This window comes from Desulforhabdus amnigena (assembly GCF_027925305.1).
In the GTDB taxonomy this organism is placed as follows: Bacteria; Desulfobacterota; Syntrophobacteria; order Syntrophobacterales; family Syntrophobacteraceae; genus Desulforhabdus; species Desulforhabdus amnigena.
The window spans coordinates 3172470-3184412 of sequence record NZ_BSDR01000001.1; the positions used below are offsets into that span (position 1 = coordinate 3172470).

15 protein-coding genes are annotated in these 11943 nt (G+C 63.1%); all 15 read right to left on the reverse strand.

What is annotated here, in order from left to right; translation table 11 throughout:
* Positions 1-2 precede the first annotated feature (2 nt).
* The gene (locus QMG16_RS13455; RefSeq protein WP_281794943.1) at positions 3-743 is read right to left on the reverse strand and encodes a hypothetical protein; all 741 of its coding nucleotides are present in this window, start codon (positions 741-743) and stop codon (positions 3-5) included.
* Entirely contained in the window at positions 721-990 is a 270-nt protein-coding gene (locus QMG16_RS13460) for an Ig-like domain-containing protein (protein ID WP_281794945.1), read from the reverse strand. Before QMG16_RS13460 ends, QMG16_RS13455 begins: the two co-directional genes overlap by 23 nt.
* Before the next feature lie 66 nt (positions 991-1056).
* Positions 1057-1320 (reverse strand): PAAR domain-containing protein, encoded by a 264-nt coding sequence (locus QMG16_RS13465; protein ID WP_281794946.1) that lies wholly within the window; start codon positions 1318-1320, stop codon positions 1057-1059.
* Between the two features lie 2 nt (positions 1321-1322).
* Complete coding sequence (locus QMG16_RS13470) at positions 1323-1643, reverse strand: hypothetical protein (protein ID WP_281794947.1); 321 nt, start codon at positions 1641-1643, stop codon at positions 1323-1325.
* Positions 1644-1689: 46 nt separating this feature from the next.
* Positions 1690-2475, reverse strand: coding sequence for a glycosyltransferase family 2 protein (locus QMG16_RS13475; protein WP_281794949.1), 786 nt, complete (start codon positions 2473-2475; stop codon positions 1690-1692).
* Entirely contained in the window at positions 2472-3521 is a 1050-nt protein-coding gene (locus QMG16_RS13480) for a phage baseplate assembly protein V (protein ID WP_281794950.1), read from the reverse strand. The genes QMG16_RS13475 and QMG16_RS13480 overlap by 4 nt, the downstream gene beginning before the upstream one ends.
* A gap of 15 nt (positions 3522-3536) precedes the next feature.
* Entirely contained in the window at positions 3537-3863 is a 327-nt protein-coding gene (locus QMG16_RS13485; protein ID WP_281794951.1) for a hypothetical protein, read from the reverse strand.
* The gene (locus QMG16_RS13490) at positions 3850-4281 is read right to left on the reverse strand and encodes a YcbK family protein (RefSeq protein ID WP_281794954.1); all 432 of its coding nucleotides are present in this window, start codon (positions 4279-4281) and stop codon (positions 3850-3852) included. The genes QMG16_RS13485 and QMG16_RS13490 overlap by 14 nt, the downstream gene beginning before the upstream one ends.
* A 13-nt stretch (positions 4282-4294) precedes the next feature.
* Positions 4295-5560 carry a phage late control D family protein gene (locus QMG16_RS13495; protein ID WP_281794956.1) on the reverse strand — a complete coding sequence of 422 codons (1266 nt, stop codon included), beginning with the start codon at positions 5558-5560 and terminating at the stop codon, positions 4295-4297.
* 94 nt (positions 5561-5654) lie between these two features.
* Positions 5655-5945, reverse strand: coding sequence for a LysM peptidoglycan-binding domain-containing protein (locus tag QMG16_RS13500; RefSeq protein ID WP_281794958.1), 291 nt, complete (start codon positions 5943-5945; stop codon positions 5655-5657).
* Positions 5942-6412, reverse strand: coding sequence for a CIS tube protein (locus QMG16_RS13505; protein WP_108100899.1), 471 nt, complete (start codon positions 6410-6412; stop codon positions 5942-5944). Before QMG16_RS13505 ends, QMG16_RS13500 begins: the two co-directional genes overlap by 4 nt.
* 2 nt (positions 6413-6414) lie before the next feature.
* On the reverse strand, positions 6415-6726 hold the full coding sequence (locus QMG16_RS13510) for a DUF7768 domain-containing protein (protein WP_281794961.1): 312 nt from the start codon (positions 6724-6726) through the stop codon (positions 6415-6417).
* A 7-nt stretch (positions 6727-6733) separates the two neighbouring features.
* Entirely contained in the window at positions 6734-10639 is a 3906-nt protein-coding gene (locus tag QMG16_RS13515; RefSeq protein WP_281794963.1) for a phage tail tape measure protein, read from the reverse strand.
* A 145-nt stretch (positions 10640-10784) separates the two neighbouring features.
* On the reverse strand, positions 10785-11462 hold the full coding sequence (locus QMG16_RS13520) for a T4 family baseplate hub assembly chaperone (RefSeq protein WP_281794965.1): 678 nt from the start codon (positions 11460-11462) through the stop codon (positions 10785-10787).
* A 16-nt stretch (positions 11463-11478) separates the two neighbouring features.
* Positions 11479-11940 carry a phage tail protein gene (locus QMG16_RS13525; protein ID WP_028588339.1) on the reverse strand — a complete coding sequence of 154 codons (462 nt, stop codon included), beginning with the start codon at positions 11938-11940 and terminating at the stop codon, positions 11479-11481.
* Between the last annotated feature and the right edge of the window lie 3 nt (positions 11941-11943).

Sequence of the window (11943 nt, forward strand, 5' to 3'; positions counted from 1 at the left end):
CGTCAACTCCCGATAGGTATGAGTTCGATGTTCTGCACGAACCAGCCGTCGAACTTCTGGTAAAGGCCGTCGCCCGTGTCCCAGAGAAACCGCAGCGTGACCGTGCCGCCCGTGAATTGAGACAGGTCGATGGTCTCGGTCCTTCGCGGCACGGGGTACGGCTGCAGCGGAGCGCCGTTCATGTCGTAAGTCGGATTGAAGCTCCGCATAAACCACCAGTCGACATAGAACTCGAGCCGGTCGAAATAGGGTCCGTCCACGCTCTCGATCTCGCCCCAGACGTCGAAGCGGAGGAGGTAGTCCCGGTCCAGGGTCACCTCCGATGCAAGCTCCCCGGTCACGCGGATATTGCTGCCGGAAGCGTCGTACCAGCCGGAGAAATAGTAAAAGTGCCAGGTTCCGTCCGGTAGAAGCTCCACGTAGCCGGACGGTCTCCAGTCGAGCACCGCCGCGGCTTTGGGCTTCTCCACGTCGACCTGGATGTATCTGCGGGATGACGCCACCTCGCCCCGGATCGCTTCGGCGACGATGACCGTCGCGCCGGGTGTCGCGCCGAAGCGCAGCACACCGTTCTCGACCCTGGCGATTTCCGGATGGACGGACTCAAACCGCACCTCGCCGCCGGGCGATCCGATGACGGCCACCGGGACCGCTTGTTCCGTCTCCCGATACGGTTCCCGGATCAGAGAGGGCGCGACTTCCCAGAAGGACAATGGAAGGTTATGTGGGATAGTCATAGCCATACCCGTCGTATCCTCCGCCTCCGTTTTGACCGTAATCGACGACCTCCACCTGGATGTAGCGGACGCTGTCCCGATTCTCCGAGTCGTAAGCCATGACGACCGTCGCGCCCGCCTGCCAACCGAGGTTCAGCCTTCCGTCTTCGTCCACCCAGGCGATGTTGGAGTCGGCGGATTCGAACTCGATCTGTCCGGTGGGAGCGCCGCGCACGGAAAGCGGTATCGTCACCGACCAGCCGGTGAGCGACACTTTCACCGTCTTGGGGAAGACGTCCCAGTAGTGAAACTGCGGTTCCTCGAAATCCATCCTCGGTCCTCAGTCGTTGGTGTTCAGGCTGCCGGTCACGATGATCGCGCCGCAGGCCGTGATGTCGCCGATGCGTGCGTTGGGCAGCCCTTCCGTCGCGGTGTCGAGGCTGCCCGTGATGATGGGCGTCACGCCGTGGCCCGGTATCGGGCAGACGTGCAGATCGCCCAGCCGCGCCGCGGGTCTTCCGTTGACTACGGTGCGAAGCGCTCCTGTGACGATCACGCCGCCGTGGCTGGAGATGTCACCGAGTCTCGCCTGGGGTCTTGCCATGGCTATTTTCCAGTCAGGACATGGACCAGAAAGCCGACCACGCCGCCCACGGCACCGCCGACAGTGAGCACAAGACCGACCACCTTCCACATGGTCTCGACGCCCATCTTCTCGTTCATGCCCGACTGCAGGTTCTTGATGTCGTCGGCGTGGCGGCGCAGATCGTCCTGGATGCTGCGCACCAGAAGGTCCACGTTCTCCTTGTCCGACTTCTTCTCGATTTCCCGTTCGATCTTTTCAAGCCGCGCCTGGATTTCCCGGCGGTGGTCTTCGAGTATGCTCCGGAATTCGGCCCGCCAGGATTCGAAGGTCCGTGCCAGCATCCGCTCGCTCCGGTTCCAGTCGCACGGGGCGCTGTCATGTCGGGTTTCATCCATTCGTTTTCCTCCTTCGCAGCGAATAGCGGCCGCGTATCTGCAGATCGATCTCGAACCGGTCGGACAGGCCTCGCCGTTCCAGCGCATGGACCATGGCGTCGCGTGCGCAGTGAATCTGTTCGATCCGCATGCGCTGGGAGATGGAGTCCGCATGGATGCGGTAGTAATAGAGCGGTCTGCGGATGTGGCGGACCTCGGTCAGCTCCGCCATACGCAGGCAGAGGTCGTAGTCCTCCGCGCAACGGAAGCTTTCGTCGATGCCGCCCGCCGCGTCGAAGGCCGAGCGCCGCATCAGGCGGAAATGGAAAGTCATGAAGTCGAGAAGCATCCGGTCCTTGGAGAAGGGAATCCGGCAGCGGTTGCCGTAGCCGCGTGCCTTGCCGTCCTCCCCGATGGTCACGTAGTCGGTGTAGACCAGACCTACAGAGGATTCCCGGTCGAGAACCGCTGCGGTCTCTTCCAACGCCGTCACGGCGAGGATGTCGTCGCCGTCGACCCAGCCGAGGTACGGCGCGGCCGTCTCCGCAATCGCGGCCTTGAGCGCCGGGGTCCGGCCCAGATGCTTCGCAGCGACGACGCGCACGCGGTCGTCCAGCTTGGCGTAGTCACGGGCGATCTCCAGTGTCCGGTCAGTGGAGCCATCATCCCAGACGACCAGTTCAAAGTCCCGCCGGGTTTGGGCCAGAACACTTTCGACCGCCTCGGCGAGATAACGCTCGCCGTTATACACGGTCATGACCAGGGATGCCGCGGGGCTTGTCGTCTCGTTGTTTGTCATGGGTTGATCAGTACCTTGTTCGTCGAGCGGATGACGATGTTCCCCATGACGGCGTCCATGAGGATCACGCTTCCGGATTTGTCCGTGGCTTGGATGCGCTCCTGTCCGGCGGCCGCGTTCATCACGACGACTTGGCCGGCCTTGTCCGTGAGACGGACCATCTCGGTCCCGGCGGTGGAATCGACGAGGATTTCCTGTGTGCCGCAGAGGCCCCAGATGTGGACCTTCTCCTTGCCCTTGGTGGTGTCGATGAGAATCTTCTGCCACCGGGCGCGGGATTTGTCGCAGGACTGGATATGGATTTTCTCCTTGTCCTTCCACGCCTCCCAGCGCACGAACTGGCGGCACAGATCGGTGATCTCGATCCGGGCCTTCTGGTCCTTGATGTCCGAGTCGATGTCGAGCTGGTCGCCCTGCTCGGCGTCCTTGGTTCCCCGGCGGCGCGCATTGCCGGTCTGAACGTCGCGCTTCACGCGGCATTCCATGTGGAGAATCTGCCCGGCCCGGTCGATGACCTTGAGGAACTCCTCCTCGTCGCGGTCATCGAGAACGATAGTGTGTCCGGTCTCGGTTTTGAGAAGAACCTTGCGGCGCGGGCAGTAGTACGGCGGGTGGCCGTGGTGTTTCTTGTGCTCCAGGTCGTCCCGCCGGTCGGGCTTGTGTTCGAGCTTGTCCTCACAGTCGATGCAGGTCGGGTCGGAGCAAAGGCGTTTGGATTCCTCCGGTTGTTCGCCGGGGTTCGTCTTGGCCAGCCACACGCCGGACCAGATCGGGTACTGGACGTTGCCCCCTTCGAATTCGACCCAGACGGACGCGCCTTCCTCGGGGATGAGAAACACGCCGATGTCCTCGTTTCCGCCGTAGGCAAAGCAGGGCCACGCCCATTCAGACCAGTTCTCCTTGCCGGTTCCGAGCACCGCAGGAATTTCGAGCCGGCAGCGGCCGAGCCGTTCCGGATCGTTGTTGTCCCGCACGAACGCACGGTATTTGCCATACCAGCGGTTCTTGTAGCGTTCCTCGTGCTGCCGGTCCTGTGTCTCGATCACGGTCCGTCCTCCGGATCACTTCAGCGGCAGGAAGCCCCGCAGCACCTCGCGCACGATGCGGGTGACGGTTCCGTCCGGCGTCTTCTTCGGATCAGCCTTGGCCACGGCATGACGCAGGGCGTCCTGGGCTGCGGCTTCGAGCTTGAGTTCCTGACCGGCGACGCCGGTCTTGACCTCTTTCGCGCCGAGCCGCTCGATGACGCCGATCACTGCGTCCAGAGCCGCAGCCTTGGCCCGGCCCCAGGCGGTCAGCTTGATGACGGTGAGGAGCGTAACGAACAAGGTCGCGATGAGTTCCTTGTGGTCCAGGATGAAGGTCAGAATCTGTTCAAACTGCTGCATTGCGGTCACCTCCGTTGGTTGTCATGGCTTCTTCGAGCGAAACGTATTTGCCGTCGAGGTGCCCCCAGCGGGTCCGCCCCTCGCGTATGTCGACGTGAATGAATCCCCGCTCCGGGTAGACGCCGATTCCACCGTTACGGAAGGCGGCCACCCGCTCCGCGAGTTCGTACATCCCGGCGACGGACAAGCCCTTGATCACGATGTCCGCGGCATGTCCGAGCAGATGCCGGCTCTGTTTCGCTCCGCCCACCGCCCGGTTGTGATCGGGGCAGCGGTACCCGCTGGTCACGCGGACGGGAGCGCCCGCGAGGTCGCGCAACTCCTGGAGCGCATCCACCAGGCGTGGATCGATATCGGTCTTGCCGCAACACCGGCAGGCGAACTCGCTCTTCGAGAAATTCCGGCTCAGATCTCCCATGTGCTTTTCCTCCTTACAGCCTCCGCCCGCTGTCCGCGTCGATGGTCACCATCGGCGGCGGCTCTTCCTTCGGTGTGGGCGGCGCTTCCTGGTCGTTCTGCTTGCCCTTGGCCTCGTCCGACTTGTCGCCCGCCCCTTTGCCCAGGGCGTTTTTCTTGAGTTTCAGTTCGCAGTGATATCCGCCCTCGCCGAAAGCGTGGCGGACCGAATGGCAGTAGTAGACGCCCGAGAATTTGCGGCCGACACCCTTGACCTCCACGTTCTGCTTGGCGCGCAGCGCGGGGATGCCGATGGTCACCGCGTCGGCTTCCACCTGGCGGAGCTCGGCCTCGCGGAACTTCCCCTCGGAGAGGTCCTGGGCCGGTTCCTGTCGCGGCTCCTCGTGGAAGCCCTCGGAACGGTCAAAGGTGGGAACCACCTGCCCGGACTCCTGCTCCTTGTAAGCGCCCTCGCCGGTGTTCCCGTCCACCAGGTAGGTCCGCTTCCCCAACGAAGTCCGCTCCGGGGTGGTCTCGTTGTTGGCCTTGTGCTCGACCGGCTCCTTCTTGCGCGGGTCCACGCCCACGGCCTTGGTCTCGACGCCCGCTCCCTTGGCCCCCTGTGATTGCGTCGAGGGGCGGAAGGAACGCAGAACGCCCTTGCGGTCGGTGAAGTACTCGAGGATCGCGGCGGGCTTCTTGTCCAGATCGCGGGGATGGAAATGCAGCTCGTCGTCCTGGATGTAGAAGACGTATCCGGTGACGCCGTCGCCGTCCTTGTCGCGCGCCTTTCCGGCCAGTTCCTTGAGGAACTGCGCGTCGGAGACGTTGCTCTGGGTTACGCGCAGATGGCGGCCCTTGGTGGGCGTGACCACCGGAGTGAGGCCGTTGGCCCCCGCGATCTCCTCGGCGATCTCGGAGTAGAGGATGCCGGGAGCGGGCTTCTGCCAGACCTTCTGGTTCTCCTTTCCGGCCAGCTTGAAGCCTTTGTCGTAGGCCTTGATATGGATGGTCGGGTCACCGTCCTCCGGAAAGTCGTAGTCGATATCCTTGATGACCGCCTTCTTGCGCGGCGAGAGGTTGCCGACATATCCGAAACGGGCGACGATCTCGTTGCCCTCCTGGAACAGTGGATCGTCGACGAACTGGAGGTTCCGGTCGGTGACCGCAAGCTCCAACACGTCGAGTTCCTCCTCGTTGTCCTCGAAGACGAACGAGGTGATCTCTTGCGTGATATCCGCCGAAAGGGTCTGCCCCTCGATCTGAATCACAAAAGTCGGTTTGAATGTGTCGATGTCCATGCGCCGGTCTCCAGTCGGCCCGCCTGAAGGACGGACTCCACCGGATACTTACCGGCGCGCGGCGCGAGGTGTCGGGATGGATGCGTCCGGAGACTCAGTCCAGAAGCCGCATGCTGACGTGTTCGACCGAGGGGATGCGCAGGATGGTCCCCGGCGTCAGTTCCATGGGAAAGAAAATGTCGTTGTAGTCGCAGATGATCCACCAGAGATCGGCCTGTCCCAGATAGCGATGGGCCAGCAAATCGACCCGGTCCCCCTCGATCACCGTGTGAAACCGGTCGTCGGGCCTGGGTTTGCTCTCGATGGCCGGACGCGTGCCCAGGAAATCCCCTTCTCCCGACGTGTAGAGAATGGATGCCGCGTATCTGGATCGACGTCCGATCATCCGCGCACCTCCGAATAGTCCACGGACTGGTCGATGTACTCCTCGAGCATCACGTCCACTTCGGCGTGCTGGGGCAGCAGGTTGTCCCGGTCGAACATGTGGAAGAACCGGGCCTTCACCTGGCGGACGACGCAGAGCACGCCCGGATAGAGGTCTCCGAACATGAAGATCACCCGGTGCGGGGCGTTCTTGAGCATGGTTCCGGCGTGTTCGGGATAGAGCAGCGAGCGCAGCCAGTCCACCGACTCCTTTACGGACCCCTTGAAGAAGACCAGCTTGAAGCCGATCTTGCGCGGCTCGCCGGCCACGTACTGGTAGCGGGGATGGCTCATGCCCGGAATCTTGATGGCCGCGTAGGCCGTGCTTTTCTCGTCGACGATGTCGTTCGGGTTGTACTGAAAATCGAGGTAGTCGCCCGTGTCCACGTCCACCAAGTACGCGGTGATCTCTTTCCGGTCCCAAGCCACGGCTACATCACCTCCAACTCGATGACGGGCTTGCCCAGACGCCGGGCATGATCGACTTCCCGTCGCATGCCGTCGGAAAGGCCTTCGCCGGTGAACACCCAGACCTCGTCGCAGCTCTCCATGAACGTCAGGCCGCAGGCGATGCCCGCTTCGCGTTCGGAGGTCTTTCCGTCATCGAGGAAGCGCGTGTAGAGAAGGTGCGGCGCAAAGGGCGCGCAACCGCGTTCCACCGCCTTCCGGCAGAGACGTTCGGCGGTCGCCGTGTTCCGGGGAACGTCCCCGGCGTACCGGCTGCAAATGAATATCCGTTTCATGCGTTCCTCACAGCGTCTCGTAGTTTTTGATCTTGCGCTCGCGCAGGTCCCGGTACACGGAACGGGCCACCTGCCGTCCGTCGAGCAGCGTGGTCACCGACACATCGATGGGCCGCTCGCCGAGTTGCTCAAGCTTCGCCAGCAAGGATTCGAGCACCGGGCGAAGCGTCTCCCCCGGAGGTGCGGACGGCATGCCGGACTCCGGACCGAGCGCTCCTTTGGTCTCGCCGAGAAGACGGGCCTGAGCGGTGGGGAGAGAAGCGGCCGGTCGCTCCATTGGAACCGCCGCTCCGGTGCTTTCCAGGGAAGAGGCAAGCGTCGGTGCTTCCGCCGCCATGACCGGTGTGAGCGCCAGGGTTCCCGCCAGCATGGCGGGAGCGGCGATCTTGCCGGTCAGCCCGGTCATGAACCCGAATGCGCGGGTCATGGCCTCGGCGGGTGCTGAGGCGGCCTTGGTGATACCTCCGGCCAGGGTCTGAATCAGCGCAGCGCCGCTTCGGGTCAAGTCCGCGAGCGGGCCTTCCTTGGCATCGGAGAAAGGCAGCAGATTCCGCACGAACGAAAGGGCCGACTTCGCCGCCTGGTACGGCGCGCTCACGGCGGACTTGATGCCGTCACCCACCGCGGTCATAAACGCCCTGCCGCTTTCGAACGCCGAGCCCGACAACGAGGACACGCTGGACGCCAGAGACCCGAAGGCGCTCGATGCGGCGGTCTTGACTTGTTCCCATGCGGACGATGCGGCCGATGCCAAACCCTCGAACGGGGCCTTGATCCAATCCCAGGCGCTCTGCGCCATGGTCTTGATGGTGTCCCATGCCGTCGACGCCGTGCCGGTGATCCGGCTCCAGGCGGAGATGGCGCTTCCGGCGATCCAGTCGAAGGGCGCGGAAAGAAGCGGCCAGGACGACTGGAACAGCGAAGCGATTCGGTTCCATCCACCCTGCAGAAGATTGGCGATTCCATCCCAGGCTGCGCCGGCTGAGGTTTGAACCCGGTCCCAGGCCTCTCCCGCGGAACCGGCGATCCACGAAAAGGGCGCACTGACCACCGACCAAGCCGTCCGCCCGATGTTGCCGAGGCCGGTCCAGAGTCTTGACGTTGCGTGCTCGATGCCGTTCCAGGCGGTCCCGGCCGCGGACTGCATCCAACTGAAGGGCGCGGCCAACACACCCGAAGCTCCACGACCGAGTGCTGTGAGCCCGTTCCAAGCGCTCGATGCCGCAGTGCAGACAGTACGCCAGACGGCGGACGCGGCCTCCGCTCCTTTTCTGAACGGCCAGGTGACCGCCGCAAGGATGCCGTTTCCCAAATTTTTCAAACCGTCCCACACCCAGCGGACCGCGTTCAGCATTCCTTGCAGCGCCAGACTCAGAACCTTGCCCGGCAGGGAGAGGACGCCGAGCATTCCCTTGGCCAGCGTCTTGAGAACGGCCGCGCCGGAAGCGGTGAGGTCCGACAACGGACCGGTCTCCGCATCTGAAAAAGGCAGCAGTCTGCGGAGCCACCCGAGAGCCTTCTTGAGCATCTCGAACGGATAGGTGACCGCCGACCAGATGCCTTTCCCGACGGATACGAGAATCGCCTTGCCCGCCTCGAAGAAAGTCGTGTCGCCGGATAAGAATCCCCGCACCGCGCCGAAGACATCGGCCAGCGTCCGGACCAGAGGCAGGTCCATGAAGGCTGCAGCCAAAGCCGATGCCGCGGAAGCGAAGAAACTTCCGACGGCGGAGAAGAGTCCCTTGATGAAATCCCAGACACCGACGATCACGTCCCGGACCCAGCGGAACGGCGTGGCCAGGAAATCAAAGACCGCGCCGCCGACGGCCTTGAGCCCGTCGAGCACGGAGATGTCGCCGGTGAGGACCTGCCAGACTGCATAGACGACCCGGGCCGCCATGCGGAACGCCTCGACCAAAAGCCGGACCGGCAGGAAGAACTTGTAGACGAACTTCCCCGCCTCGATGAAGGCGGTGACGATGGTCTTGCCGAGCCAGACGACCGCGCGCACCACCCAAGCCACCACAGTGATGACGGCCGCCAGGTTGTAGATGACGAACTTGAGGAGATAAGCGCCGACCTTGGCGATCACACCGAGCACCTTGCCGAGTGTCTCGCCGAGACTCCGGTAGGAGGAGGCATCGGCGGAAGAGGCCGCCAAGCCGAAGATTTCAAGGACCGAGAAAATCGCTTTGTACAGCATGCCGTAAGCCTGCATGAGCGCCCGGACCGCGGGTTCGAGAATCGCCCTGATCTTTCCGAACGCGTCGGAGAATGCCTCCCACATGCCGGTCAGAAACTGGCGCACCCGGTAGTAGATGCGGAAGACCGTGACCACCAGTCCCATCAGTCCGGCCTGTTCGAGCTTCTGGGCCAGGTCGGCCGACATGGTTCCGGCTCCGCCGGAGAGCGAGGTGACGAGCGCCCGGATTCCCTGGAATACGAGTTGCACCTTTTCCCATGCGCCGAGGATGGTGTCCCTGATGCCGGCGAAGTTGGTCTCCCAAGCCCGTTTGAGGAGATAAACGGCGAGCACCACACCGCCGATGATCGCGACCACCGGAAGGAAATATGCCGCGAACATGCTTCCCACACCGGCGATTGCCGCTCCCATGGCGGCAAGCCCCGCCTTGATGGCGGGGAGCATGAGGCCGATGGTCCCGGCCGCGGCGATGACTCCCCCGACGACGACCAGCACGGCACCCAGGGCCATGGACAAGGTCAAGAGGACTCTGGTCAACCCCGGCATCGAACGTGCGAGCTTCTGGAAAAACAGGACGGCTTTCGATATCCCCTGGATAACCGGAGTCACCACCGGCAGAAGCGTGCGGCCGAGGATTTCAGCAAGGTTTCCGACCTGCTGGCGCAAAAGCTGGAACTGACTGCCGATGTCCATGTTCATGGCCCGCGCCATTTCCTCGGTGACGGCGGTGCCGCTCTTCATCGCCTGTTCGATGGTGCGGATGTTGCCCTCCAGGGACTCCATTCCCTGGGACATCTGGAGCAGGAACTTCACCGCCTCGTCGGAGCCGAAAGCCTTCTTGATCTGCACCTGCGCGGCGGCCTGGGACAGGTCCGGGAATTGCGATTTGACCTCCTGAAGAATGGGGATAATCCCTTTGAGCCTCCCGCTCGAATCGATGAACGAGAGCCCCAACTGCTCTCCGGCCTCGGCAGCCTTCATGATGAAAGCCTTGTAGAGCGTTCCGGCTTCCGAACCGGGCATTGTCGTCTGCAGTTGCCCGAGAATGGCAAGCTGTTCCTGCAGCGGGATGTTGGAAGCGGCGGCGACCGCGCCGATGTTTTTGATCGCTTCCGCCATCTGCGCCCCGGTGGTCTTGAAGGACGCTACGGTCTGAGCCATGGCCCCGGAGAAAGCCTTGGCCCATTCCATATCGGTCATATCCGCCATGATCGGCTTGAAGATGCCGTACCCGGTGGTGAAGGTGCCGACCATCTCCTGGATGCTGGCCTTGGTGGCCTTGGCGGTGAGCGCGGCCATGGCGGAGAAGGTTCCCACGGCTTCGTCGCTCAAGCCGGCGAGCGCCGACTTTACGTCGTAGGCCGCCCCGATGAATTCGGCCTTGCTGTATCCGGCCCAGGTATTGGTGAAGCTCTCGGCGGCGTCCTCGAGAGCCCGAAGGTCCTTGATTCCGAGTGACGCCATTTCGCCCAGGGCTTTCTGGGTCGCGGCGGTGGAGGCGATGAGCCCCGCGGGCACGGCCATGAGCGCCAGCCCCGCGCCGATCATCATGGTGCCCTGTTGGATGCGGTCGAGGTTGCGCGTCATCCGCTCGCTGGAGGCGGCCACCGTCGCGTCCAGGGACTGCATGGACGACTGGACCCGGGCCGCGTTCTGCGAGAACGCGTCCTTCATCGAGACGATGATGCCGAGTCCGAGATCTCCATTCATGTGCGCCTGCGCTCCATTTCTTCACGCTCAAAAGCAAGCTGCCGCTCCAGTGCCTCCACGAATTCGCGGCGGACCGAGAGCGGCAGCGCCCGTGTTTCCGAGAAACTCCAGTGGAGCCCGCCGTAGGCGAGGAAAAACGCGTCCCTTACAAGCGAACTCCTGGAAACAAAAAACCCGGTTCAGCCTCCAGCCGGGTGCGGATGCGCGTCCCGCACGATTGGCAGTCGGTCTCCACGGTCGTGTCGATTCCCGCGTCCACCCTCAGCATCTCCTGCCGGAGGGCGCCGCGGTCCCGCATCGACATATCGTTCATGATCTTTTTGGTCGGCGGAGCGCCATCCACGTCGATGATTCGGATCAACATGGCCGAGGAGATGGAAGGCTCTTTGAGTGCGGCCAGCCGTTTCTCCTTGTGGCCGTCCAAGTAACCGAACCGGACCTTGCCTCCGGAACCGGGCAGCGTGAACGCGAACTCCCGTTCCTCTCCGTAAGGCGTGACCTCCAGTTCGTCCAGGTTGACCGTCACGGCGTTTGACGCCCGGCAGGCGGTGTTCGGGCAGGTCAGTTCCAGCTCGACCTCGTCGCCGAGCGAGATCTGACGAAGGCGCACCAGAATGAACAGCCGGTCCCCGGAGAGGAGGTCCAGCACATCCTTGACCGTCGGCTCGTCGTTGTCCCCCAGCCGCACGATGCAGTTCTTGAGCGCCTGATTCACGGCGTCGCCGGTGCGGATGAGACGCTGGTTGGTGAGCAGTTCCTCCTCGGCCCCGGTCATCTCCCGGAGCTCGATCTCGATGCCGCTCGGCAGTTCAAAGGTGTGCATGATCTACCTCCTCGGATCAGGTCCAATACTGGAAGCAAATGCTGAGCTTCTCGATGGTGTTGTCCGTGTTCGCGCCCTCGAGTTCGTCATACTCCAGGACCTTGATCCACGCGCCGTGCAGAGTCCATCGTCGCGTTTCGTTGCCGGTTCGGTCGTAGCGGACGAGGTCGATATCGCGCATGTAGTCGTTGGGCAGGCCGCCGACCACGGCGTTGACGTCCACCTGTTTCTTGATCCACTCCCTGGCGGCCTCGTCGGAACCGTCCTGGAGAATCCCTTTCTCCAGGGTGATGTCCTCGAACTTGACCCGTCCGGCCACCTTCTGGTCGAACATGGAACCGGCGGGAGCGAAGGCCACCTCCTCGAACTCGGTCTTGGGTTCCTGGCCCTTCTTGAAGAGCGCCACGTCGAAACCGTTCACCTCGACGGCGAATTGCCAGTTCTGATACAGACTCTTGGGCATGTTGCCGCTGCGCATGAC